The 23540-nt window shown below is 63.7% G+C and carries 22 protein-coding genes; 9 read left to right on the top strand and 13 right to left on the bottom strand.

Features of this window, described 5'->3' with window-relative positions:
* The first annotated feature begins 27 nt into the window (after window positions 1–27).
* Complete coding sequence (locus ACWKV7_RS11355) at window positions 28–798, top strand: 3-hydroxybutyrate dehydrogenase (protein ID WP_483857775.1); 771 nt, start codon at window positions 28–30, stop codon at window positions 796–798.
* Window positions 799–892: 94 nt separating this feature from the next.
* Window positions 893–2848, top strand: a complete 1956-nt coding sequence (locus ACWKV7_RS11350) for an acetoacetate--CoA ligase (RefSeq protein WP_483857774.1) — start codon at window positions 893–895, stop codon at window positions 2846–2848.
* Between the two features lie 69 nt (window positions 2849–2917).
* On the opposite strand, the gene ACWKV7_RS11345 is transcribed toward ACWKV7_RS11350, so the two are convergent.
* The 8 genes from ACWKV7_RS11345 to ACWKV7_RS11310 all read right to left on the bottom strand — a co-directional run bounded on the left by ACWKV7_RS11345 (window position 2918) and on the right by ACWKV7_RS11310 (window position 10584).
* A complete protein-coding gene (locus ACWKV7_RS11345; RefSeq protein WP_483857773.1) occupies window positions 2918–3127 on the bottom strand; it encodes a cold-shock protein in 210 nt (69 codons plus the stop codon).
* A 232-nt stretch (window positions 3128–3359) separates the two neighbouring features.
* Window positions 3360–3752, bottom strand: a complete 393-nt coding sequence (locus tag ACWKV7_RS11340; RefSeq protein ID WP_483857772.1) for a GFA family protein — start codon at window positions 3750–3752, stop codon at window positions 3360–3362.
* 64 nt (window positions 3753–3816) lie between these two features.
* The gene (locus ACWKV7_RS11335; RefSeq protein ID WP_483857771.1) at window positions 3817–4488 is read right to left on the bottom strand and encodes a phytanoyl-CoA dioxygenase family protein; all 672 of its coding nucleotides are present in this window, start codon (window positions 4486–4488) and stop codon (window positions 3817–3819) included.
* A 220-nt stretch (window positions 4489–4708) separates the two neighbouring features.
* Window positions 4709–5251: a hypothetical protein gene (locus ACWKV7_RS11330; protein WP_483857770.1), complete on the bottom strand. Its 543-nt coding sequence runs from the start codon at window positions 5249–5251 to the stop codon at window positions 4709–4711.
* Between the two features lie 64 nt (window positions 5252–5315).
* Window positions 5316–6884 carry a hypothetical protein gene (locus ACWKV7_RS11325; RefSeq protein WP_483857769.1) on the bottom strand — a complete coding sequence of 523 codons (1569 nt, stop codon included), beginning with the start codon at window positions 6882–6884 and terminating at the stop codon, window positions 5316–5318.
* 67 nt (window positions 6885–6951) lie between these two features.
* On the bottom strand, window positions 6952–8046 hold the full coding sequence (locus ACWKV7_RS11320) for a caspase family protein (RefSeq protein ID WP_483857768.1): 1095 nt from the start codon (window positions 8044–8046) through the stop codon (window positions 6952–6954).
* Between the two features lie 8 nt (window positions 8047–8054).
* On the bottom strand, window positions 8055–9593 hold the full coding sequence (locus ACWKV7_RS11315; protein ID WP_483857767.1) for a hypothetical protein: 1539 nt from the start codon (window positions 9591–9593) through the stop codon (window positions 8055–8057).
* A 370-nt stretch (window positions 9594–9963) separates the two neighbouring features.
* Entirely contained in the window at window positions 9964–10584 is a 621-nt protein-coding gene (locus ACWKV7_RS11310) for a cation efflux transmembrane domain-containing protein (protein WP_483857766.1), read from the bottom strand.
* A 100-nt stretch (window positions 10585–10684) separates the two neighbouring features.
* Between ACWKV7_RS11310 and cadR the strand changes: the two genes are divergently transcribed.
* The 5 genes from cadR to ACWKV7_RS11285 all read left to right on the top strand — a co-directional run bounded on the left by cadR (window position 10685) and on the right by ACWKV7_RS11285 (window position 14004).
* The gene (gene cadR / locus ACWKV7_RS11305) at window positions 10685–11098 is read left to right on the top strand and encodes a Cd(II)/Pb(II)-responsive transcriptional regulator (RefSeq protein WP_483857765.1); all 414 of its coding nucleotides are present in this window, start codon (window positions 10685–10687) and stop codon (window positions 11096–11098) included.
* A 96-nt stretch (window positions 11099–11194) separates the two neighbouring features.
* Entirely contained in the window at window positions 11195–11545 is a 351-nt protein-coding gene (locus ACWKV7_RS11300; protein ID WP_483857764.1) for a hypothetical protein, read from the top strand.
* 103 nt (window positions 11546–11648) lie between these two features.
* The gene (locus ACWKV7_RS11295) at window positions 11649–11852 is read left to right on the top strand and encodes a hypothetical protein (RefSeq protein ID WP_483857763.1); all 204 of its coding nucleotides are present in this window, start codon (window positions 11649–11651) and stop codon (window positions 11850–11852) included.
* 83 nt (window positions 11853–11935) lie between these two features.
* The gene (locus tag ACWKV7_RS11290) at window positions 11936–13225 is read left to right on the top strand and encodes a glycoside hydrolase family 3 N-terminal domain-containing protein (RefSeq protein ID WP_483857762.1); all 1290 of its coding nucleotides are present in this window, start codon (window positions 11936–11938) and stop codon (window positions 13223–13225) included.
* Between the two features lie 203 nt (window positions 13226–13428).
* Window positions 13429–14004, top strand: a complete 576-nt coding sequence (locus ACWKV7_RS11285; RefSeq protein WP_483857761.1) for a hypothetical protein — start codon at window positions 13429–13431, stop codon at window positions 14002–14004.
* 178 nt (window positions 14005–14182) lie between these two features.
* On the opposite strand, the gene ACWKV7_RS11280 is transcribed toward ACWKV7_RS11285, so the two are convergent.
* On the bottom strand, window positions 14183–15376 hold the full coding sequence (locus ACWKV7_RS11280; protein WP_483857760.1) for a PilT/PilU family type 4a pilus ATPase: 1194 nt from the start codon (window positions 15374–15376) through the stop codon (window positions 14183–14185).
* 88 nt (window positions 15377–15464) lie between these two features.
* On the opposite strand from ACWKV7_RS11280, the gene ACWKV7_RS11275 reads away from it, so the two are divergent.
* Together ACWKV7_RS11275 and sph are read left to right on the top strand one after the other, a co-directional pair.
* Complete coding sequence (locus tag ACWKV7_RS11275) at window positions 15465–15743, top strand: peptidylprolyl isomerase (protein ID WP_483857759.1); 279 nt, start codon at window positions 15465–15467, stop codon at window positions 15741–15743.
* A 152-nt stretch (window positions 15744–15895) separates the two neighbouring features.
* Window positions 15896–17407: a sphingomyelin phosphodiesterase gene (gene sph / locus ACWKV7_RS11270; protein ID WP_483857758.1), complete on the top strand. Its 1512-nt coding sequence runs from the start codon at window positions 15896–15898 to the stop codon at window positions 17405–17407.
* 730 nt (window positions 17408–18137) lie between these two features.
* On the opposite strand, the gene ACWKV7_RS11265 is transcribed toward sph, so the two are convergent.
* The 4 genes from ACWKV7_RS11265 to ACWKV7_RS11250 all read right to left on the bottom strand — a co-directional run bounded on the left by ACWKV7_RS11265 (window position 18138) and on the right by ACWKV7_RS11250 (window position 23445).
* A complete protein-coding gene (locus tag ACWKV7_RS11265) occupies window positions 18138–19097 on the bottom strand; it encodes a sensor domain-containing diguanylate cyclase (RefSeq protein ID WP_483857757.1) in 960 nt (319 codons plus the stop codon).
* 2 nt (window positions 19098–19099) lie between these two features.
* Entirely contained in the window at window positions 19100–20098 is a 999-nt protein-coding gene (locus ACWKV7_RS11260; protein ID WP_483857756.1) for a response regulator, read from the bottom strand.
* 393 nt (window positions 20099–20491) lie between these two features.
* Window positions 20492–21076, bottom strand: coding sequence for a Fe-S biogenesis protein NfuA (nfuA, locus tag ACWKV7_RS11255; protein WP_483857755.1), 585 nt, complete (start codon window positions 21074–21076; stop codon window positions 20492–20494).
* 89 nt (window positions 21077–21165) lie between these two features.
* Entirely contained in the window at window positions 21166–23445 is a 2280-nt protein-coding gene (locus ACWKV7_RS11250) for a fatty acid cis/trans isomerase (protein WP_483857754.1), read from the bottom strand.
* Window positions 23446–23540: the final 95 nt, after the last annotated feature.

Here is a 23540-nt window from a genome sequence, read left to right as displayed (position 1 = left end):
CAGCAGCCCGCCGGGAGCGAGAGAAACATGGATATCAAAGGCAAGACCGCCCTGGTCACCGGTTCCACCAGCGGCATCGGACTGGGGATCGCGCTCAAGCTGGCCCAGGCCGGCGCCAACCTGGTGCTCAACGGCTTCGGCGACGTCGAGGCGGCCCGGGAGACGGTTATCGCCACCGGCGCGCAGGTGCGTCACCATCCGGCCGACGTATCAAAGCCGGACGAGATCGCAGCGATGGTCGATTTCGCCGAGCGGGAATTCGGCGGCGTCGACATCCTGGTCAACAACGCCGGTATCCAGCACGTGGCGCCCATCGAAGAATTCCCGGCGGAGCGCTGGGACGCGATCATTGCCATCAACCTGTCCTCGGTGTTCCACGCCACCCGCCTGGCGCTGCCGGGCATGCGCGCGCGCGGCTGGGGACGCATCGTCAACGTCGCCTCGGTGCACGGCCTGGTGGCCTCCGCACAGAAAGCCGCCTACGTGGCGGCCAAGCACGGCGTGGTCGGCCTGACCAAGGTGGTCGCGCTGGAAACCGCCGGCACCCGCATTACCTGCAACGCGCTCTGCCCCGGCTGGGTGCTGACGCCGCTGGTGCAGCAGCAGATCGACGCCCGCGCCCAGGCCGAGGGCGACCTGGATCGCGCCCGCCGCGAACTGCTCGCCGAGAAGCAGCCATCGCTGGAGTTCGTCACCCCCGAGCAGCTCGGCGAGCTGACCCTGTTCCTCTGCTCCGAGGCAGCCGCACAAGTACGCGGCGCAGCCTGGAACATCGACGGTGGCTGGACCGCGCAATGATCAACACAGCCCATGGTCAACATGGGCTAGCTTTGAACTGTCACGAACGCCGGGCAGCCGACGGCGCTCTCCCTTCAACCTGATGGATTCACCGATGACCCAACCGCTCTGGAGCCCCTCCGCCGACCGCATCGCCGCTACCCGCATGGATGCGTTCCGCCGTTTCATCAACGACCGCCACAGCCTGCAACTGGACGACTACCCCGCCCTGCACGGCTGGAGCGTGGAGCACCGCGCCGACTTCTGGCAAGCCATCGTCGACTTCTTCGACGTGCGCTTCAGCCAGCCACCGCAGGACGTCCTGCAGGAAGGCCCGGCGATGCCCAGCGCCCACTGGTTCCCCGGCGCCACACTGAACTTCGCCGAACACCTGCTGCGCCGCCGCGATGGCCACCCCGCGCTGATCGCCATCGGCGAAGACGGCAGCCGCGAGCAACTGAGCTATGCGCAACTGGCCGCCCATGTCGCCGGCCTGCAGAAGAGCCTGCAGGCCGCTGGCGTCGGCATTGGCGACCGGGTTGCCGCGTTCATGCCCAACACCTGGCAGACCGTGGTCGGCATGCTCGCCACCGCCAGCCTCGGCGCCACCTGGTCGTCCTGCTCGCCGGACTTCGGCACCCAGGGGGTGATCGACCGCTTCGGCCAGATCGAACCCAAGGTGCTGATCGCCACCGCCGGCTACCGCTACGCCGGAAAAAACCTCGATACCTCAACCAAGCTCAACGAAATCCTCGAACGCCTGCCGTCGCTGCAACAGCTGGTTGTCGTGCCCTACTCCCGTCCGCAAGCCCAGGCTGCCGATTTCAAGACCGACGCCAAGGTCGCGCTCTGGGACGACTACTATCAGCCCGGAGGCGAACCGCGTTTCACCCCGGTGCCTTTCGAGCAGCCGCTGTACATCCTCTATTCCAGCGGCACCACCGGCGTGCCCAAGTGCATCGTGCACGGCGTCGGCGGCACCCTGCTGCAACACGTGAAGGAACTCGGTCTGCACACCGACCTGTACGCCGACGACGCCCTGTTCTACTACACCACCTGCGGTTGGATGATGTGGAACTGGCTGGTCTCCGGCCTGGCCCTGGGCGCCACGCTGGTGCTGTTCGACGGTTCGCCGTTCCACCCCGGCCCGGAGCGGCTGATCGACATGATCGACGCCGAAGGCATCTCCATCTTCGGCACCAGCGCCAAGTACATCGCCGCACTGGAAAAGGCCGGCGCCAAGCCCGGCAGCAGCCACAAGCTGGAACGCCTGAAGGCCATCCTCTCCACCGGATCGCCGCTGGCCCACGAGAGCTTCGAGTACGTCTACCGCGACATCAAGCGCGACCTGTGCCTGTCCTCGATCTCCGGCGGCACCGACATCGTCTCCTGCTTCGCCCTTGGCAATCCGGTGCTGCCGGTGTGGCGCGGCGAGCTGCAATGCAAGGGCCTGGGCATGGACGTGCAGGTGTGGAACGATGCCGGCCAACCAGTGCGCGGCGAGAAGGGCGAGCTGGTCTGCGCCCGCCATTTCCCCTCCATGCCGGTGTGCTTCTGGAACGACGCCGACGGTGCCAAGTTCAAGGCCGCCTACTTCGAGACCTTCCCCGGCATCTGGGCCCATGGCGACTACGCCGAGGAAACCGAGCACGGCGGCCTGGTCATCCACGGACGCTCCGACGCCGTGCTCAACCCCGGTGGCGTGCGCATCGGTACCGCGGAAATCTACCGTCAGGTGGAAAAGGTCGAGCAGGTGCTGGAATCCATCGCCATTGGCCAGGACTGGCAAGGCGATGTGCGCGTGGTGCTGTTCGTGCGCCTGCGCGAAGGCATCGCACTCACCGACGACCTGCAACAACAGATCCGCCAGGTCATTCGCGCCAACACCACGCCGCGCCACGTCCCAGCGAAGATCGTCGCCGTCGCCGACATTCCCCGCACCATCAGCGGCAAGATCGTCGAGCTGGCGGTACGCAACGTGGTGCACGGCAAGCCGGTGAAGAACACCGATGCCCTGGCCAACCCCCAGGCGCTGGAGCTGTATCGCAACCTGCCGGAGCTGCAAGGCTGAGCGGCCGGCAAAGGCGAATTCCAGGCATGAAAAAGCCCCGCATCGCGGGGCTTTTTTCGATCCGAAGTCTTAGGCGACTTGAACCTGGTCGGCTTGCAGACCTTTCTGGCCCTTCACGACCACGAAGGTAACGGCTTGGCCTTCGCTCAGGCTCTTGAAGCCGGTGCTTTCGATCGAACGGTAGTGAACGAAGAGGTCGGCGCCCTGCTGGGGAGTGATGAAGCCGAAGCCTTTCTCATCGTTGAACCACTTGACGGTGCCACTTTCGCGATTAGACATGATGTATCTCCAAGGTAGAACGGGACTGCGGCGCTGAGACATTCAGGCCGAGACTGAGGTGCGAAAAGTAAAACGAACCGAGGAGATGAAAGAGATGAATCAAAACATCAAGCGGATATCGAAGTGACAATTGCAAAGCAGTGGGGCACACCATACGCGCTTTGCCCGGGATGTATAGCTTTATTTTGGGCCTGACGCCGTCGCCCCGGTTGCGCGGCATCGGTTGGCCGCCTCATTCCTCGGTGCGCCCCGTCCCCTCGCGATCGCGCTCGTAGCGCCGGAGCAGCGGAAACGGCGGCAACCAGGCCTCGCGGCGAATCGTCCAGAGTTCGTAGGTCGGCGTCAGTTGGTCAGGGGCATCCAGGGCCCCCAGGTTCACTTCCACCTCGTCCGCGCTGCGCAGGAACACCGACGAGCCACAGCGGGGACAGAAGAACCGCCCGGCGTACTCGCGTGTCTCGCCCTCGACCGTCACAGCCTCTGCGGGAAACACCGCCGAAGCATGAAAGAGCGCGCCATGGTGCTTGCGGCAGTCGAGACAATGGCAAAGCCCAACCCGGTAGGGGCGCCCGGACGCCACGATGCGAACGTCGCCGCATAGGCAGCCGCCGGCGAATCGGTCCATCTGTACCTCCTTCTCGAGCAGCCATGGCCGACACCACGACACGTGGAAGCGTTCGAGCGCGCCACTAGCCGGGCCGCAAGGCGAAGTCCACAGGGTCGAAGCGCTCGCTGGTATCCATGCGAACCCCTCGCAGGCTCGCTGTCTCCAGGTGCGACGGGTACAGCACCTGGGAGAAATAGCTGACCAGGATGGAGCGCCGGCGTTCCCCGGTCGTATTCAGGCAGCCCGCATGCACGAGATCGACATCGAACACCAGGATATCGCCGGCGTCGCCCGACAACTGTACTGCGTGGGATTCGTCGAACGGCGGTTCTTCCGGCGCCGGCCGGTGGCTGCCGGGGACGATGCGCGTCGCTCCGTTACCGGGACCATAGTCATCGAAAAACGCCAGGGCATTCACCCTGTCGCCCGGCCGCTGGGCCGAGAGGTCGCGATGCAACTGCTGGTGACCGCCACCGGCAAGCGGCTCGCGCCCCTCCACCTGCGACAGAAAGAACCGCTCGCCGATCAACGCGCCCACCGCCGCCAGCACCGCCGGCAGACGGCAGACCGCCTGAACCGTCGAGTCGTCATCCAGCAACGAGTGCCGCCAATCCCTGCCACGCGGCACCGGCCATTGATCCGACGATCTCACACCCGCATCGAACGCAACGCGAAGCTTATCCAGCCAGCAAGCCGGAATAGCCCCTCGGAGCAACACATAGCCCTCTCGATGGAGTTGTTCGTGACCAATCATCGTCCCCACCATCCCTTCGTCACCCAGCGCAACGGCACGACTTGCCTGATGATGGACAACCTAGCAGACGAGTGGCACCCGGGCCTTTCTACATGGCCCGGCAGCCAGCCCCAAACCATCGCCGCGCCGATGTTCATTTCCCAGACTACGGCGGTGTCGACGCCTGGAAGTTCGAGCGAGATCGCAAGACACATCTGCAATCCGCACCCTGGAACGCTAGTCACGACCCAGTCTTGGACTTGCCTGAAAGGTCTGCTCGACAGGTTTGTTTGAGGCCAATCGCGATTTTCTGTATCTCCAACGGGTCGGAAGCCGCCAGGGCGGCTTTCACTTGCTCACCAATCCTTGCGGCTATTGCATCCCGTTCATCGGCAAACTCCTTGGGACTCAATGGCCCCTTTTCTGCGGTAGCCAATGTGGAGCTTGCCACCCCTGCCAGGCCGGCAGTGATTGCGCCAGCAAATCCACCCGTTCCCGCGGCCGCCAGCATTGCGCCGGTAAAACCCATGATCCCACCGCCGGCGCCAACTCCCAGCCTCCACCCCTCTGCATTCTTGGTTCTGATTTCATAGTTGTTCGAGCGTGTCCAACACCAATCCGCCGCCTTGTCCAAATCATCAAGCACGCTGGCCATCAACGCCTTCTCCGGATCTCCTTCTACTGCCTTGGAATATGCGCTCAGCTTGGGTGCAGGATCGTTGCTAATCGAATAACAACCGGCCAGGAGAAAACTGGCTACAGAGACCATCAATTCCCTATGCATAGCTAACCTCGTCCTTTGAGTTATGAAACCGCCAATCGGCAACGCGGAACAACGAGCATCACTCTTACAAGCGATCCTCCCCCAGCGACTCCATGCCTATTTGAGCAACAGTCAGGGCGAGGTCGTTCAGACTTTCGCGAAAAACCGGCAGGGCGATGTTCAGGCCTTGGCAGAGCTGTCGAAGTTCTTCCACGGTGAAGTCGTCGCCCGCTTCGATCTGTTCAGCGATGAGTTGCAGCGTCGGGATCAGGGTTCGTTGCAGCGAGGTCAGCCGGTCGAGCCCGTGGCCCTCGGCCACCGCGCTTCTAACGCCTTTGGTCAGGGCATGCCAGGGGACGTCTCGCGCCAGCTCCAATAAGGTGTCCAGGGTGTCGGTGGCTTCCGATTTGGCGGTCAGGGGTGCCTTGGGGAAAACGGAGGCAAACCGTTCGGAGACGATTCCGCTGATCAGCCCTTCCAGCTTGTTCAAGGAAAAGCCCGGAATGTTGCTCAGGGAAAGGAAGGCGGCCCCTGCTCCGACCTCGCTCGATGCTGCCGCTTCATCCTGTTGCTGTGGTTTCCAGGCCAACCAGGGCCCTTGGGTGACGAGACGGGAGGCCACTGTGCGCGGCAGGGAGCCGACGGCCAGTAATGCCGGATAGCGCGCAAGGATTTCCCAGCTGGCGCGTAGCAGCGGTGGGAAGGTCAGCTTCGATGAAGGCAGGAATGCTCTTTTTCCTTCCAGTTCGGCCAGAGCCAGGCCGAGAGCCATGACGTCGGGCGACGCCGCGCCGATCATACCGGCCAAGTTGCCGATGACGGTGCGCAACAGGGCCTGTGGCGGGTCTTTCCTGAGCAGCAGGACGTGGGCGACCAGCAGGCCGAGCATGGGATTTTGAAACTTCTCCTGCAGCATTTCCTCGACCTGCCTGCGGTCGAGTGCGGGCCTGCCCTGCACCAACGCGTATCGGGCGATTTCCGCCAGGCGGAAATGCTGGTCGGCGGGGAAGAATGGCATGCCGAGCGGCGACATCATCACGGCCCTGTCGGTGAGGTCGACGAGACCCGGGGCCGCCAGCCCCTGGGGCAGGTTTACCCGCAGGTACACGGAGGTCCGCCAGCCGGGAACGACGGGAAGCGGCATCGCCACCGGTTCGCCGCGCTCGTAGCAGAGCATGTAGCTGCCAGGCATCAGGTCAAGGTTGAGCGCTGCATACCCCAGGTCGGGTTGCTGGTCGAGCGCCTGGTCGAAGTCCAGTAGCAGGTCGCCATCGGCATCGCGCAGACAGAGGCCGGCGAAGGAGCGACGGTAGTTGTCGCGTTCGCCCGACGTGCCATCGCGTTGGCGCAGGCACGCATCAGAGGGATCGCGAAGGGACAGCAACATCCCCCCGCCGGTGCCAAGCCCGAGGTCGGCCGGGGTGCCGGTCGAGGTGGTTTCCAAGGCCTGCTGATGGTATTCGTGGCTGGTGGAGGTACCGTGCAGCGGTAGTGGCGAAGCGAAGTCCAGCGATGCCAGCGGTACATCGAGGAACTCGGTGCCCGGCTCGACAGCGAACAGCTCCTCGCGCAGCACATCGCCAGCCCGTGCCCGCGCCTTGTAGATGCCTGGCGCGAACTCGCCCTGCAGGGAGCCGAATCCACGCTGCAGCACCTGGAAATTGCCGTCGACGATTTCCAGCTCGCCCTGGAGATCCTGGATTGCAATGGTCACGCGGGTCTTAGAGTTCGACATCGCTGCCTCCCGCTTGGAACTTGCGTTTGATCACGCCCTCCGGCGTGGGAGCCACCGCCATGTAGAAACCGGCGGGTAGCGGCAGTGTCAGCACGTCCTGCTCGATGGCCAGGGTCACGGTGTCGCCCGCGCTGCGTTCCATCTGCGCTTCGCCAGCCGCAATGTTCACGTGTGCGACCACCGACAGGCCGGAGTCGATCAGTTCGAACACCCCTCCCCCGGCCAATTGGTTCAGCTTGAAACGCTGGGCCAGATCGTTGGCGGCCCCGCGCTGGAACGAAATTTCACCATTGGAAGGCACGACGATCTCGGGCGGATCAGCCGGCTGGTCGCCGCAGATGTCCAGCCAGCGCTCCTCCAGATAACCCTTGATGGCCTGGGTGGAAACTGTCGTCAGGCCCGGGCCTGCGTGATCGAGGGCATCGAAGAAGGCGTGGGTCAGCAAGCCATGGACCTCGTTGTTGCGCGTGGCAATGGGGCGCTCCTGAGCTTTGCCCCCACGCGGCGCGGCGTACAGCTCGAACAGCCGGACGTCGCGGCCGGTCCCCACATCGGTGGGCTTGCGCAGCGGCGGCACGAGGGGCTGCTTGGCCAACTCCGCATCCCGGCAGCAGTCCATGATGAGCACGACTTCGTCGAACAGCCCCTGGTCCTTGACCCATTGGGCGAAGTAGGTGCCATAGATGTTCCAGTTCACGTCCCGGTCGGCGTTGGCGACGTACAGCGCGGCATGGGCATCGCGCTTTTGCTTCTCGCAGAAGCCATGGCCGGAGAAATACAGATACAGGCGACTGCCCTCGCGACGGATGTAGCCACTCTTGTCGGGCTTGCGCACCAGGCGCAGAAAGGCATTGAGGAAATCCTGGAAGACCGGCGGCATGTCCTGGCCATTGGGCGACAGTTGACCCGTCTCGTCCGAGACGATGCGGGTGACATTGGCCTCGGGCAGCCCCCCGCCGCCCGGCCGCAACAGCCACTCCTGCATGAGCTGCACGTCTCGCACCGGCCCGTCGAGCCGATGCAGGGCGGTGTCGGCGTAGCGGCTGATGCCGACCAGAATGGCGTGATCGTTCTGGGCCATGATCGTGCTCAGAAGCCGTGCTGGAGGATGTGCTGCACGCTGGCCATGGTCAGCTCGTCGGCGTCATCGAAATCACCGTGACGCCGGCCGTCGCTGCCAAGGCCAGCACCGGCATTGCTGGGGGCCCAGACCAGGCTGTTGGCGTAGCGGGCGTAGAAACGTCGGCAGGCGGCAATGTTGGGGAAGGCATCGGCAGGATAGATCTGCGCCTTGTCGAGGTACCGCCCCATGCCCGCCAGGGGCTCGTCCGGTTCGTGCTCCAGCATGCCGGAGACGAAGTACAGCAAAGAGCTGCGGTAGATCACCGGGACCAGCGTATCCCCGATCTCGCGCTCGTCCCCCATGGCGAACTGGCGGAAGTTCCGTATACGGCTGGCATGCTCGGCGGCGGTTTCGGCAAGTAGAGAGTGGGTGACGGCGGGAGCCTCGAAGATCACGTCGAAATATAGATCCGGGACGTGCTGGGCGGCCGCCTTCAACAGGTGGCAGATGTAGATCGCGCCGGTGCTGTGGCCGACCAGGGTGATCCGGGGCGGCGTGGCGACGCCTTCCAGCTGGGCCTTCAGCTCGCTGAGAAACGCCGTTCCGCCGTATTCCTGGCCGCTCTTGAAGGCATCGGCGGTGTCGCCTTTCATACGGTCCCACCAGCCGGTGCGGCCGATCTTGTCGATGTACAGTTCGCGCAGGATTTCTTCCACCAGGGTCACGTAGAGCCCATGGTCACGGCCGCTGCGAAAACGCCGGATGACCCGGATAACAATGCCGGCAACCACCTTGGCAACCTTGAGCCAACTGATGGGACCGAATCCTTTGGTAATGCCCGTTTCGACCTCGAACAGATGCTCGGCCGCCTCCTTGCTCACCAGCGAGGTGGCCGACACGCTGCTTCCGACACCGCGATTGATCGGCCGCGGCTGCCCTCCTGGATGCAGGCCATTGAAGGTCTGCTGGATGGCGTCCTGGAAGTCCGGATCGCCTTCGATGCTCTCGGCGAGGTTTTCTTCCAGGTCGCGCTCATCGAGCGCAGCCTCCCTGGATTTGCTGACGATCTCCGTGTCTGAGGTTCCTGGGATACGGTCGAGCTGGTCAGGTGGGGAGTTGCGCCTGCCGTTGAACCAGTCGTCGAAGTCCTCGCGCAACCTGGCCTCGTTGAGGCTCGCGCCGCCAGCGCCCTTGAAACCGATGCCACTGGGGAGCTTTTTCAGCACCCACTCGGCGGTTTTCTTCATGAACTCCCTGAACAGCGCCTCGTTGGCGATTTCCTTCAAGTTATTGAGCGGCGCCTCGAAGAATCCCGACTCCCAGATGAAGAAAACCGGATACGCGCCGGATCGGCCTGCGTACAAGGGATAAAGCCGCTGCTCGGCGGTCTCGCGGGCGCTGGCCTCGCTGTTCAGGCCGCCATGGAAATGCAGGACGATGCCGGCGGGCGCATTGGCCTGCAGCGCCAGGCTGACGATGCGACGGACGTCCTCGCGGCTGGTGGTGGACTTGGGGCTCAGGCGGCCGTCAGCCAAGTGGATCACGTGCTTGTCAGTGCCGAACATATCGAAACTCCTTGATGAAGGTAGTTGGGCAATCGACTGCTCGGAACCCGGCCCAGCGAAACGATGAACAGCGGAGGCACGACCATGCCCCCGGACCTTGGCCCTAAGGGGGAAGCTGAGCGTTGGGAGTCGAAAGGCGGCCGCGCGGCTGCCAGGCGAACACACTGGCAAGAGGGAAAACCGGGGAGATGTTCATTCTGCCGTCCATGGACTATCGGATTCCTGTCCTTGGTTTAGCAGCCCGTGGGGCAGCCAGCCAATCGCCATGCCCGATTCCGACGAATGGGTCTGCCGGGGCCTGCAAGTCCGCTCGCTGCCCATCGCTCGAGCCCGCGCGCGCCGAAGCCCCCCTGGCCGCACCTGGACAGCCCTACCGTGCGCCGCTCAATTCCCCGCGCGCTTGTTTGATCACGACCGCTCCCGAAGACAGCGCCAGCCCGGCGATGATCAACGCGACGGCCAGGTCTGGCCAGCCGCTGCCGCTGCCCCAGACGCCCGCCGCGGCCGCCATCACGGCGATGTTGGCGATGGCATCGTTGCGGCTGCACAACCAGACCGAGCGCATGTTGGCGTCGCCTTCGCGGAAGGCATAAAGCATCAGGGCCACGAACACATTGGCCAGCAGGGCCAGGGTGGCGATGATTCCCATGGTCATGGGTTCCGGAGCCGCCCCGGCCAGACCAGCCCAAGCGGCCTTGCCGATGACGAACAGGCCGAAGGCGCTCATCGACCAGCCCTTGACCAGGGCCGCACGGGATCGCCAGACCGTGCCCATGCCCAGCACCAGCAGGGAGATGCCGTAGTTGGCGGCATCTCCGGCGAAGTCGACGGCATCCGCCAGCAGCGACACCGAGCCGGACTTCAGCCCACCGACGATCTCCACGGCGAACATCAGCACATTCACGACCAGCGCAACCCATAGCGCCTTGCGAAAGCGTGGGCTGACCGCCGTGCCGGTGGAGCAGCCCGACTCACAGCATCCGGAAGACATCTCAGTTCCTCGATCTGGATTTGCGCTCATTGCACACCCTGTAGCGACTCCAGGGTCAAGGGCTTACAGTCAAGGTATTGACCAGGGGAACGAATGGCTCATGCGCATAGGTGAGTTGGGCCGGGCGACCGGCGTGGATGTCGAGACGATCCGCTACTACGAGAAAGTGGGGCTGCTTCCCGAGCCCACGCGCGGGATCAACGGTTATCGGGAGTATTCCACGCCGCATCTGGAGCAGTTGGCGTTCATCCGGCATTGCCGGGCGTTGGATATCGCACTGGCCGAGGTGCGCAGGCTGCTGGAATTCCGGGACCATGCCGATGCGGACTGCGGCGACGTCAACCTGCTGATCGACCAGCAGCTTGCCCGGGTTCAAGCGCGGCTGGAGAGCCTGCGAGCGCTGGAGCAGCAATTGATCGCCCTGCGCAGTCGCTGCCGGAATGGCAAGGTCGCTGGCGAATGCGGCATCCTGCAGGAACTGGTTGGCGTTGTGCAGCACGACTCCGCGGAATGAAGCCCCGCAGGCGTTTCTTGCGCGCTCCGAACGACCGCAACGAACTCTCGGGCCTTGGCTCTTTCTAAGCCCTGTAGCTACAGTTCGGAGGAATCGATGAAACGCACGCTCATGGCTTGCTCACTTGCCTTGGCAACTCACGTGTTGGCGCAGGACATCCAGGTCGTGACTCAACTGAACGGCATGGATATCGAGGTAGAGTGGCTCGGTGTGCCGGAAGCCGAGTCGGACAAGGTCGACCTGGTCGGCGTGCCGGCAGTGAAAGTCACCAACCGCAGCAACGAGATCGCCTCCTGCCAGTTCCGCGCCGAGCCGGAGGAAACGGTGATGGCTGCGACCCCGGCGCAATCCATCAACCCCAACGAACAGGTGGTCATGCGCGTCCCGGGCAAATATTCTGCCGGCGGGCCGCTGGCGATTCTCACCTGCGAACCGGAAGGTGTCTGACAAGACGGATCGGCCTAGACGTGCCGGCTGTCACTGACGCGGGCACGGCGATCGCCTAACCTGCTGAAAAATGCAAGATAAATAGCGCAAGGAGGTGCACATCATGCATGCAATCACTCGCTGGTCCCTGATTGTTCTGGCGGCCCTGCTGCTGATCATCGGACTGGACAATCTCATCGATCAGTTGCGCAACGACCAGGCCATCGCATGGCGGGTTCCGCTGATCCACTTCGCCTTCGGCCTGGGCATTCCCACCTCGATGTTGTTGATCGACCTGTACAGCTCGACCGACGAGTACGACACCTGAGAGATCCCCTGGGCCGCCGACGCTGCACCGGGCGGCCCCTTGCGGTAAAGTCCCGCCCTTTTCGCACCACCCGAGGTAGCCCCTTGCGCACCGCTCTCTCCTGCCTGCTATGTCTGCTCGGCCTCGGCGCGCTGTTCTGGACGCTCCACCTGAAAGATCCCCACTTGCTGCCCATTCGCGCCTGCGAAAGCGCGCTGGTGGCGGGCCTGTGCCTGGTGCTGGCGGTGGGCTTCCTGAAGGTCTCGCGCCGCGCAGTGCGCCTGGCGGCCGTCGTCCTGATGCTCGGCTGCGTGCTGATGGTCGCCGGGACCGAGCTGCGCTTCCAATGGCAGAAGCATGCGATGCAAACGGGTGCCCCCCAGGCGGCCCGCGCTCTCGGCCACCACCTGGTGGTCGGCTATGCCTCGGCGACTGAGCTGCAACCGCTGGTCAGCCAGGGCCTGGTAGGCGGCATCTTCGTTACTCGGCGCAACCTGCTCGGCAAGTCGCTGGAGCAGCTTCGCCAGGAGATCGCCCGTTTACAAGCGCTGCGCCGTGAGGCCGGGTTGCCGCCGCTGCTGGTGACGACCGATCAGGAAGGCGGGCTGGTTTCCCATCTCTCCCCGCCCCTGCCCAAGCACCCCGGCTTGGCGAGCCTGCTCGAGGAGCAGCCGAGCGAGGCCGTGCTGCGGGAGCGAGCCAGGCGCTATGGCGAAACCCAGGGGCAGGAACTGGCGCAACTGGGTATTAACGTGAACTTCAGCCCGGTGGTGGACCTGAAATCGGCGCGGAAACGGAGCGCGCTGGACTTCCACAGCCGCATCGAGCAGCGGGCGATCTCCGCCGATCCGCAGCAGACCGCAACGGTCGCCCTGGCCTATAGCCAGGGGCTGGCCCGGCACGGCGTGTTGGCGACGCTCAAGCACTTCCCGGGCCTCGCCGGAGTCGATGGCGATACCCATCACTTCTCCGCCACCCTGGAAACGCCCCGCGCCCAGCTGGAGCAACGGGACTGGCTGCCCTTCCGCCAGGTCGCGAGCCAGAGCAACGCACTGATCATGCTCGGCCACGTGGTAGTGCCGGCAATCGATCCGGACGAGCTGGTGTCGTCCTCCAGCAAGGTGGTCCAGGGCCTGATCCGTGGCGAATGGCAGCACCAGGGCGTACTGATAACCGATGACCTGAGCATGGCCGCCGCGTACAACCGCGGCCTGTGCGACGTGGCAGTCAAGGGCCTGAACGCCGGGGTCGACCTGCTACTGGTGTCCTACGACCATGAAAAGGTTTATCCGCTGCTGGCCTGCCTGGGCGAAGCGCTCGACGCCGGAGCGCTGGATCGCAGCAAGCTGGAACAGAGCCGCCGGAGACTGATCGGTTTGCGGCATACCTTGTAGGGGCGAATTCATTCGCCCAGGCCGCCTACCCTGTAAAGCCGTTGTGCCAAGCACGGTTGGTAAAACCTTGCGACGCCCGCCGCGCCGCACTAACATTCGCGACCGCCGGCCCTCGCCGGCGCATGCCAATGCCATCGATGATGGCAAATCCTCCCGCGACCTTAGCTGTCGCACCTGTTCGTCGGCGACGGCCGACCTGCATCATGAAAACCTACGATTACCTTGAACCCGGCCGAAGCTATGCCTTCGATGTGCTGATCGATGCCGTATGGTTCGAACCCCACCGGGTTGCCAGACTGGTAACCACTGACCGCAACCTTCTGCGAGCGACCAATTGGATCGGCGAAAACGTCCTGCACTGGTTTGCGGTGGAAAACGGCACCGAGCAGATTGCTCTGCTGAGAAGCCTGGGTTCGCCGATCCCGCGATGGGCGCTGGTTGAGGCCATGGAAATGGGCCACTGCGAGACGGTCATCCTGCTTCTGGAGTTGGGCGCCGAAGTCGACATCGAGAGCTGCCGCCGATGCTTCGCAGAAAACCCGTTCAACGTTGGCAAGCGCAATCGACGCCTGATCCGCAGCTACTTCCAACAGTTCGGTATCAACCTCGATCCCGAACCAATCGACAAGCCCTTGCGTCGCCTACCCGCGGCCCAGCCCCGCGCCACCCCTTGCATCGTTCGTAAACCCAGGCCGCACCCCAGTCGCCCGAACCGCCGCAAACAACCCCGGCGGGCAGAGAACCGGAAGTACGCGGCGCTGCATGAGCTGAACGTCTAGGAATTCCTCCGTCACTCACGACTCCTTGCGGCACGGAGCCACGCCCGCGATACCCACTCGTCGCCCATTTATTGCGGGCGTGGCCCGTTCCTGCGTTCGGCGTGGACCAACCCAGCTGCGCCCCGGATCGATTTCCGGGGCCATTGAAACGAGCGGCAGCTTCCAGCGAGCTGCCCGCCTACGCTCCCGGTTCGTCCGGTTTTTCCTCCTCGATCTCCTCCAGCTTCAACTCCATGCCCCAGCCAGGCGCTTCCGCCGGCTTGGCGGCGGGTTCGGGGCTGCTGGGTGGGGGCACCGGGGGCGCGGCAGGACTGTCCTTGTACAGCTTGAGTTTGAGCCGCACGTTGTTCGCCGAGTCCGCGTTCTTGATCGCCTCGTCCTCGCTGATGGCGCCTTCGTTGGCCAGGTCGATCAGCGCCTGGTCGAAGGTCTGCATGCCGAGGTTCTTGGATTTCTCCATCACTTCCTTGATCGCCGAAAGATCGCTGCGCTTGATCAGGTCGCGCACCGTCGGAGTGCCCAGCAGCACCTCGACGGCCGCGCGGCGCTTGCCGTCGACGGTCTTGACCAGGCGCTGGGAAACGAATGCCTTGAGGTTGTTGCCCAGGTCGTTGAGCAGCTGCGGGCGACGCTCCTCGGGGAAGAAGTTGATGATGCGGTCCAGCGCCTGGTTGGCGTTGTTGGCGTGCAGCGTGGAGATGGCCAGGTGACCGGTATCGGCAAAGGCCAGGGCATGCTCCATGGTCTCCCGGTCACGGATCTCACCGATCAGGATCACGTCTGGCGCCTGGCGCAGGGTGTTTTTCAGCGCAGCATGGAAGCTGCGGGTATCCACCCCCACCTCGCGCTGGTTGATGATCGATTTCTTGTGCCGATGCACGTATTCCACCGGATCTTCGATGGTGATGATGTGGCCGCCGCTGTTGCGATTGCGGTAGTCGATCAACGCCGCCAACGAGGTCGACTTGCCCGAACCGGTACCGCCGACGAACAGCACCAGCCCGCGCTTCTCCATCACCACCTTGAGCAGCACCTCCGGTAGCTTGAGGTCCTCGAACTTGGGGATTTCCATCTTGATGTTGCGTGCGACGATGGACACCTCGTTGCGCTGCTTGAAGATATTGATGCGGAATCGGCCGATGCCAGCCAGGGATATGGCCAGGTTCATCTCCAGTTCGCGCTCGAATTCCTCGCGCTGGGCGGCATCCATTACCGAGTCGGCGATTTTCGCGACCTCGCCGGACTTCAACGGCTCGGCCGAAAGCGGTTTGAGCACCCCGTTGAACTTGGCGCAGGGCGGCGCACCAGTCGACAGATAGAGGTCGGAACCGTCCTGGCTGGCCAGGATTTTCAGCATCGCTTGAATATCCATCGATACGTATCCGTAACTTGGGTCATACGCTGAAGTGCATGGGACAGCATGGCACAATGCGCGCCCCCGTCGAGTGAGGAGAACCGTCATGCCCAAGGCCATGGCCCGCCACATCCTGGTGAAGACCGAAGCCGAAGCCGAACAGCTCAAGCAGCGCATCGCCAAGGGCGAGGACTTCGCCGTGCTGGCGCGCAAGTATTCGACCTGCCCGTCCGGCAAGCGCGGGGGCGATCTCGGCGAAGTGCGGCCGGGGCAGATGGTGCGCGCCATCGATCAGGTGATTTTCAAAAAACCGCTGCGCACCGTGCATGGCCCGGTGAAATCGCAGTTCGGCTATCACTTGGTGCAGGTGTTCTACCGAGAATGACCCTCCCCACCAAAAAGTGACGAAATCCACGTTTCCGTTACGGAAAGCGACCAGACTTACCCCTGAGCGTCACTCGCGACGCTTCTGGAACATTCGTGCAATAAATCCCTACTAGGTTTTTCGGCTCACCTTTCAAAAACAAGGAAAGCCTGATGAACCGAACCCTCACCGGCCTCGCGGCCTTGCTGTTGCCCTTCGCCCCCCTCGCCCAGGCCGCCGAATACGCGGATGACTTCAAATTGCTGGCCTACAACGTCTTTCTGCTGCCCACCACGCTGAAGCCCACCTGGGGCCAATCCCAGCGCGCGGCACTGATTGCCGATGCGGGCTTCATCAAGGGCCAGGACGCGGTAATCCTCAACGAACTGTTCGACAACCCCGCCTCGGACACCCTGCTCAACGGCCTGAAGAGCGAGTATCCCCACCAGACGCCGGTGCTGGGTCGCAGCCGCAGCGGCTGGGACGCCACCCTCGGTGCCTACTCCTCCACCACACCCGAGGACGGCGGCGTGGCCATCGTCAGCCGCTGGCCGATAGAAGAACGCATCCAGTATGTCTACGCCCAAGGCTGCGGCGCGGACTACTACTCGAACAAGGGGTTCGTCTATGTGCGGCTGAACAAGAACGGCGCGCCCTACCACGTCATCGGCACACACGCCCAGGCGGAAGACACCGGCTGCCCGGACAAGAAAGGCACCGCCGTGCGCGCCAGCCAGTTCGAGGAGATGCAGGCGTTTCTCGCCGGCAAGGGCCTGTCGGTGAACGAGGTGGTGTTCATCGGCGGCGACTTCAACGTGATCAAGGACAGCACCGAATACGCCGACATGCTTCAGCGTCTGCAGGTCAGCGCACCGGACAGCTATGCGGGAACGCGTTATTCCTTCGATACCCGCAAGAACGGCATCGCCAACTACCAGTATCCGGACCTGCCGCCCGAGTACCTGGACTACGTGTTCGTCTCGCGCAACCACAGGCAGCCGTCCTACTGGCACAACCAGGCCCTGGACGCGCCCTCGCCGCGCTGGAGCGTCAACCAACTGGGCGCCATCTACCAGTTCCAGGACTATTCGGACCACTACCCCATCGCCGCTTTCAGCCGTGCGACCGCCAGCACGCCGACCCGTGCCTACAAGCCAGAGCAGAACCTCTACGGCAGCGTGACCCTGCAGAGCCTGGGCAATGGCAAGACGCTGCGCGCCAACGCCAGCCAGGCCACCGGCTGGTTGACCGTGACCGGCAACGGGACCGAAGCGGAGAGCCGCTTCGCCCTGCGCAACTGGTACTACCCGGTGAGCTTCTGCCTGCGCTCCGGCGACTACCTGCAGGTCGAATCGCAGCGCCATCCCGGCCACTACCTGAACTGGTGGCTGGGCGGTGGCGGCGGCAACTACGCCTACTATCCGAAGGCCAATGACGCTTCCAACCAGTTGCGCCTGGTGTTGGCCAACGACCACGGCGGCTGCCTGAAGAATGGCGACGAGGTGATGTTCAAAGATCGCGATACCGTCAGCGGCACCGACTACTACCTGCAGCGCTGGCTGTCCGGCAGCTGGAAGGACCATATGTACCTGTGGTCCAGCACCCAGGGTGGCGCGGAACGCTTCCGCGTGCAGGTGCTGCAAACGCCAACCTACGAGGACTGGAGTGCGCGCCTGCGCTACTGACGGAAAGGCCACGCCGGGCCTGGTGCCCGGCCGTGGTGCTGCTTGTCGGTCCAGGCAAGCGTGGTGCTGAATACCGACACCCGCTTCCGACGCAACCCCGCCACTGGATACCGGCCTTCGCCGGTATGACGGGGTGTTTGGCATGCTTGCCAGCGACACCTGTTTTCCCACCCCGTCTCCCCGACTAAAGCCGGGGCCCAGGGGGGGCCAGCTTCGGAGTCTGGAAAATTCACACCTTGGATGCCGACTCGCCGTCATGACGAGCCAGACCGGAATACTCAAGCCACCCCCAAGCAGCAGAAAACCGACCAACGCTCCCGCCCTCCCATACTGTCTCCCCGGCGAAGGCCGGGGCCCAGTGGGATAGCTTCGGAGTCTGGAAAATTCACACCTTGGATGCCGACTCGCCGCCATGACGAGCCAGACCGGAATACTCAAGCCCCCCAAGCAGCAGAAAACCGACCAACGCTCCCGCCCTCCCATACCGTCTCCCCAGCGAAGGCCGGGGCCCAGGGGGGCCAGCTTCGGAGTCTGGAAAATTCACACCTTGGATGCCGACTCGCCGCCATGACGAGCCAGACCGGAATACTCAAGCCACCCCCAAGCAGCAGAAAACCGACCAACGCCCCCGCCCTCCCATACCGTCTCCCCGGCGAAGGCCGGGGCCCAGTGGGGCCTCTTCGGCATCTGCGGCAATGCACTGCCGCAAACGCCGACGCACAGAAGACCTTCAGCCGCCGGTGTACACGCTGACCCGATTGCGCCCGCCGTGCTTGGAGGCGTACAGCGCCTGGTCCGCCCACTCGATCAGTTGCTTGTGGTCCTTGGTCGGCATCTGCAGATCCGCCACCCCCAGGCTGATGGTAAAGGTGATGACCTGGTCCTCGTGAGTCACCTGGATGGCTTCGATGGAGCGGCGCAGGCGTTCCGCGAAAACTGCCGCACCACGGGTATCGGTATCCGGCATCAGCACGGCGAACTCTTCGCCGCCGTAGCGACCGGCGATGTCCACGTCGCGGATGTGCTCCTGGACGATTTCGGCGACGCGCACGATCACCTTGTCGCCAGCCTGGTGGCCGAAGGTGTCGTTGACCTTCTTGAAGTGGTCGATATCGAAGATCACCAGCGCGGCCAGACTGCCGTAGCGGCGGTGGCGGGCGTATTCGCGTTGCAGGCTCTCCTCCCAATGCCCCCGGTTGTACAGCCCGGTGAGCCGATCGGTACTGGAAAGCCGTTGCAGTTCCTTGTTTACCGTCAGCAATTGGCGCCGGTTCAGTGCCACGTTGGTCACGTCATAGATGATCAGGCAGAGGTGCTCGATCTCCCCGGTGGTCCCCCGCAACGGCAACAGGGTGGTGTTCTGGTACATGAACTCTTCCTGCCCGGTGATCGGCTGGTAGTTCTTGAAGCGCACCAGATAGGGCCGCTGCTCCCAGATGGTGAACGAAGGCGTGCCCAGCGTGACCACGCTTTCCACCTTGTGGCGGAACCATTCCTCGTCGATTTCCGGGAACAGGCTGAAGAAGGGTTGCTGGTGGGTTTCGCTCGGCGGCCGGCCCGAGCGGTTCTCCATGAAGGTGTTCCATACCTCCACCCGGTATTCGCGGTCGAAGACCACGACGCCGACGTCGATGCTCTGAACGATGGCCAGCAGCCAGTGAAATTCGTTGAGATTCGCCTGGTTGGTCATGATCAATTCATCAGGTAAGCGAGTTTGCGCGACAGCAGCTCCACCGAATCCTCGGTGAACAGCAGCAATAGGTCGAAATGAATGTTGTGGCCTTCCAGGCTGTAGCTGATCTCCACCGCCAGGGTCTTCTTCCAGCGTTGCTGGTTGACCCGGATCAGCTCGTCGATGGAGGCATGCTCGCCGAGAATCAACGGGTGCCCCTGGGAGAACACCACGTCGATCATTTCGGCGATGCCGGCCAGGCAGGCGCCAATCAGCAGGCTGGACAGGTCCAGCAGCATCTCCATCTCGGAAAACTCGCGGTTGCCCCAGCGCATCAGCCGGGCCATGTCCTCCACTTCCGAGTCATGGAAGATCAGCAACGCCTCGCCGGCAATGCCACCGCCGATATAGCCCTGGCACACGGCGGTCAGGCGGTCGCCGCTCTGCGCATCGGCCAGAGCCATGTGCAGTTCGCCGACCTCGAGAATGTTCACATTGGGAATCGGCAACTCGACGAATACGCCCAGCACGCGGGCCAGCAAGGCGGCGGCCCGGCCCATGGCGATATTGACGATCTCGCGGAAAGCATCGCGGAAGCTGATCAGCGGCTCGTCGGCGTCGATCCGGGCGACAGCCTCGCCACTCGGCTGCCCCAGGAGGCCCAGGCGCTCCAGGGTTTCCTTGAGCAGTTGGGGATCGGCCGGCTTCTTCAGGAAGGCCAGCGCGCCGAGCTCCTCGACCCGGCGAATCGCCTCGTCCTGCACGTCGCCGGACACCACGATGATCCTGCTCGACAACCCCTCGGCACGCACCGCAGCCAGCACCTGGTAGCCGTCCATTTCCGGCATGGTCAGGTCCAGCAGCACCACCTCGCCAAGCCCCTGGCGAATGAGTTCGAGCCCTTCCAATCCGTTGGCGGCCTGGCTGACGGAAACCGGCCATTCCTGCGGCAAGGCGCGCAGCAGTTGCTTGCGCGCCATGCCTGAATCGTCACAGACAACCAGCGATGTTACGGACATGACCGATGCTCTTTCTTATTCATCTGGCAAGGAAGCCCCCGAGGCATGCTTTTGAGCATAGTCGAATCGGTTTCTAGCCGCAGTGCGCCTGATATCAAAATGACATACAAGATAACGCATTCTGGTGCCGCTCGTCGGTTGACCGGGGCGGAGACGGGACGCTACAGATAGGGCCTGAACCTGGTTGCCGGTGCCGCCCGATAGGCTGTCCGAAGCCGCTGCCGCCTGGGCGATGGGCTCTTCGGTACCGCTTGCGAGAACCGACGTCCCGATCTGCGCAAGCGAAATTGTGACTATGGAATGCCTGCAAAGTGCCGGAAGGCGTTCACCGGCGTGAAGGGCTCGCCCATGAAAAAGGCGACCCGCAGGTCGCCTCGTTCAGTGCTGCACGCCTCAGTAGTAGGCGTTCTCGCGATTGCTGTGGTCGGTCACATCGCGCACGCCCTTGAGCTGCGGAATGCGCTCCATCAGGGTTTTCTCGATGCCTTCCTTGAGGGTCAGGTCGACCTGGCCGCAACCCTGGCAACCGCCGCCGAACTGCAGCACGGCGATGCCCTCGTCCACCACGTCCACCAGCGTGACCTGGCCGCCATGGCTGGCCAGGCCGGGATTGATCTCGGTCTGCAGGTAGTAGTTGATGCGTTCGTTCATCGGGCTGTCTTCGTTGACCATCGGCACCTTGGCGTTCGGCGCCTTGATGGTCAGTTGCCCGCCCATGCGGTCGGTGGCGTAGTCCACCAGAGCATCCTCGAGGAACGGCTCGCTGACTGCGTCGATCCAGGCGGTGAACGATGCCAGGGCCAGTGGCGTGTCCTCCGGCTTCTGCTCGCCCGGCTTGCAGTAGGCAATGCAGGTTTCAGCGTAAGGGGTACCCGGTTGGGTGATGAAAATGCGGATGCCGATGCCGGTGGTGTTCTGCTTGCTCAGCAGGTCGGCCAGGTAGTCTTCCGCAGCTTGGGTAATGGTGATGGCGCTCATGGCAACTCCTCGCAAACATGGGCGCAGTGTACGCCATCGCCCCGGATCGATAAAGCCCGAGTGTTTTTGTCGGATATGCGCCCTCGACCTCAGAGGTTCTGGTAACGGTTCATATCCAGGATCCCCGCTTCCACTGGCTCCTGCTCGCGAAGGTAGGCGGAAAGATCGTGGAAGTATTCCCAGAAGCGCGGATGGGTACGGCGCACGCCCCAGCGCGCGGTCAACGCTTCGAAGTCGTCGGCATCCCTCGCCCGCTCCAAAGCAGCGACGAATGTGGGCACCTCGGTGGCGGTGAGGCTGAACATGAAGTTCGGGTAGCTGCTCAGCACGCCGGGGTAGACCGTCAGCGTATCCAACTCTGGCTGGTAGCGCAGCGCCTCGCCGAGCATGAAGGCCACATTACTGTGGGCGCGGTTGCGCAGCAGGCTGTAGATCTCGCGCCGGCCGCCACCCCACTCGATGCGCAGCAGCGTGGCTTCCGGAAGTTGCTTGATCACCGGCAAGGCCCGTGCCGGTCGGGCGGCCAACCGGCTCAGGGCCTCTTCGACCGCCTGCAATTCGGGCGCCGCCTGCGGGCGATAGCAGTGGCCACTGGTGCAGCGATTGAGCGGATCGGGCCTGGCGTTGAGACTCCCGTAGCGCTCGATCAGCGCCTGGGCAAAAGCGCCCTTGGGGTCGTCGCTGGGTAGCTGCAAGCCTGTGGGCGTGTGGCTGTCCAGCCCGTAATAGTCCATCCAGACCTTGAGCCTGCCGCTGTGGCGGTACCAGTCGTCCAGCAGCAGCTGGCGCGCCTGCGGTGGCATCAGGCGCAGGAAGTTCTGCTCGGCGCCATTGCGGATCAGGTCGAAGTACAGCCGGGTCTGCGCCTGGTGGGATACGTTGCCGAACACGTCGAAATTCACCACCAACTGGTAGTAGGAGCGCTCCAGCAGCGGGTAGTCCATCCACCAGAAGGTCTGGGGAATCTCGCCGACCAGGCCCTTGCGCACCGAGGCGCTGTCGTGCTGGCGGAAGATGGACAGTAACGCATCCTGATTGCCGGCCCAGAGATGCGACCAACTGGGGGCGGGAGCCCTGGCATAGGCCACTCGACGCAGCGCCTCGTAGTCGTTGCGCTTGTTGCGATAGGAGCGCCAGAGCGTGAGCAGGTTGCCGATGTCATCGAACTGGCCGGGCATGGCCAACAACGGCGTGGCCTTGGCACGATAGTCGGCGTCGGTGAGATAGAGATCGTGGTCTGGGGCCTGGAACACCACCCAGAAGTTGTCCCGAATCACGTCCGTGGCGATCTGCCCACGGCATACCGGGCCGCGAATGAAGGTACGCACGAAATACTCGGCGTTATCCAGCATGAACTGATAGCGCGCCTGAGCGGGGATCGCCGCGAAGGTCTCGAACGGGTTGGCCCGCCGCTGCGGCCCATAGCCGGGCACGGCCTCCACCTGCCAGTCGCCGCTGTAGAACAGTTCGCGTACCCGCGCCAGCTTCTTCGGGCTCAGCGGGTACGTGATGTGGGTCTTGTGCACGATCACACCCTGGATCGGCCAGAGGCGGTAGTGCACCGTGGTCCCCGGCGCATCGTTCGGCCGCCGCGTGGCGATGGGGTCGATCGGCTGGCCGCTGGGCGTGCGTGAGCGTACCAGTTGGAAGAAGTGCCCCGGTTCCCCTCCCTCGAAATGCAGATGGGCGAGGAACAAGTGCTCGAACAGCCAGCGCGCCACCAGGCTCTCGCGGGCACCGGGGGCATTCAGCAGCGCTTCCCACTGGGCGATCTGCACGGCCTCGGCCGCGCTTGGCTGCAGGGGCTGTTCGTCAATAGGCGCGCCCTCGGCCAGCCAATCCTGCAGGGTCTGGTATTCCCGGTCGTCCAGGCCGGTCACCGCGAACGGCATGCCGGCCCGCGGATACTCGCGCCCATAGGCCGCGAATTCGTCCGGCGCCGGGCATTGGTTGTCGCGGTCGATAGCGATATCCAGATCGGCCGGCAGCCGGGCATTGGCCGGGTAGGTCTGGCGGTGCCCCAAATCCAGCATGCGTGCCATCAACGCCGCCTGGCCGCCCTGGGGTTCAAGCACCGAGTAGAAGGACTGGCGTCGCCAGGCCGCCTCTCCCTGCGCATCGAAATACAAGCGCGTGGGTGCCTGGACCTTGATCCGCGTGCCGTCGTACACCTTTGCCTTGCTTGCACCTCGCACAGCCCCCTCGGCGCTGCCCAGGTTGAGCTGGCAAGGCGAGTCGTAGCAGGCGTGGCAGGCGACGCACTTGGCAGCAAAGATGGGTTGAACGTCGCGGGTATAGGAAATGTCCGCGGCGGCGACCAGGTTTCCGGCCAGTAAAAGCAAAGCACCAACGACGGCTCGCAACAGCATGGGCAGAGAACCTGGGACTGGGGCGGCGATTCTACCCCTGACGAGACGTCAGCGCGACGGCTAAACATGAGCAGCATTCATGCAAAACCGCGCAA

Source organism: Zestomonas ipomoeae (genome assembly GCF_057128665.1).
The sequence above is the reverse complement of the archived record's forward strand: the minus strand, read 5'-3'. Positions and strand labels throughout refer to the sequence as shown.

What these genes read in the sequence shown, in the direction of transcription:
- ACWKV7_RS11355 (WP_483857775.1), top strand. Translation starts at nt 28, where the DNA reads ATGGATATCAAAGGCAAGACCGCCCTGGTCACCGGTTCCACCAGCGGC.
- ACWKV7_RS11350 (WP_483857774.1), top strand. Translation starts at nt 893, where the DNA reads ATGACCCAACCGCTCTGGAGCCCCTCCGCCGACCGCATCGCCGCTACC.
- ACWKV7_RS11345 (WP_483857773.1), bottom strand. Translation starts at nt 3,127, where the DNA reads ATGTCTAATCGCGAAAGTGGCACCGTCAAGTGGTTCAACGATGAGAAA.
- ACWKV7_RS11340 (WP_483857772.1), bottom strand. Translation starts at nt 3,752, where the DNA reads ATGGACCGATTCGCCGGCGGCTGCCTATGCGGCGACGTTCGCATCGTG.
- ACWKV7_RS11335 (WP_483857771.1), bottom strand. Translation starts at nt 4,488, where the DNA reads ATGATTGGTCACGAACAACTCCATCGAGAGGGCTATGTGTTGCTCCGA.
- ACWKV7_RS11330 (WP_483857770.1), bottom strand. Translation starts at nt 5,251, where the DNA reads ATGCATAGGGAATTGATGGTCTCTGTAGCCAGTTTTCTCCTGGCCGGT.
- ACWKV7_RS11320 (WP_483857768.1), bottom strand. Translation starts at nt 8,046, where the DNA reads ATGGCCCAGAACGATCACGCCATTCTGGTCGGCATCAGCCGCTACGCC.
- ACWKV7_RS11315 (WP_483857767.1), bottom strand. Translation starts at nt 9,593, where the DNA reads ATGTTCGGCACTGACAAGCACGTGATCCACTTGGCTGACGGCCGCCTG.
- ACWKV7_RS11310 (WP_483857766.1), bottom strand. Translation starts at nt 10,584, where the DNA reads ATGTCTTCCGGATGCTGTGAGTCGGGCTGCTCCACCGGCACGGCGGTC.
- cadR (WP_483857765.1), top strand. Translation starts at nt 10,685, where the DNA reads ATGCGCATAGGTGAGTTGGGCCGGGCGACCGGCGTGGATGTCGAGACG.
- ACWKV7_RS11300 (WP_483857764.1), top strand. Translation starts at nt 11,195, where the DNA reads ATGAAACGCACGCTCATGGCTTGCTCACTTGCCTTGGCAACTCACGTG.
- ACWKV7_RS11295 (WP_483857763.1), top strand. Translation starts at nt 11,649, where the DNA reads ATGCATGCAATCACTCGCTGGTCCCTGATTGTTCTGGCGGCCCTGCTG.
- ACWKV7_RS11285 (WP_483857761.1), top strand. Translation starts at nt 13,429, where the DNA reads ATGAAAACCTACGATTACCTTGAACCCGGCCGAAGCTATGCCTTCGAT.
- ACWKV7_RS11280 (WP_483857760.1), bottom strand. Translation starts at nt 15,376, where the DNA reads ATGGATATTCAAGCGATGCTGAAAATCCTGGCCAGCCAGGACGGTTCC.
- ACWKV7_RS11275 (WP_483857759.1), top strand. Translation starts at nt 15,465, where the DNA reads ATGCCCAAGGCCATGGCCCGCCACATCCTGGTGAAGACCGAAGCCGAA.
- sph (WP_483857758.1), top strand. Translation starts at nt 15,896, where the DNA reads ATGAACCGAACCCTCACCGGCCTCGCGGCCTTGCTGTTGCCCTTCGCC.
- ACWKV7_RS11265 (WP_483857757.1), bottom strand. Translation starts at nt 19,097, where the DNA reads ATGACCAACCAGGCGAATCTCAACGAATTTCACTGGCTGCTGGCCATC.
- ACWKV7_RS11260 (WP_483857756.1), bottom strand. Translation starts at nt 20,098, where the DNA reads ATGTCCGTAACATCGCTGGTTGTCTGTGACGATTCAGGCATGGCGCGC.
- nfuA (WP_483857755.1), bottom strand. Translation starts at nt 21,076, where the DNA reads ATGAGCGCCATCACCATTACCCAAGCTGCGGAAGACTACCTGGCCGAC.
- ACWKV7_RS11250 (WP_483857754.1), bottom strand. Translation starts at nt 23,445, where the DNA reads ATGCTGTTGCGAGCCGTCGTTGGTGCTTTGCTTTTACTGGCCGGAAAC.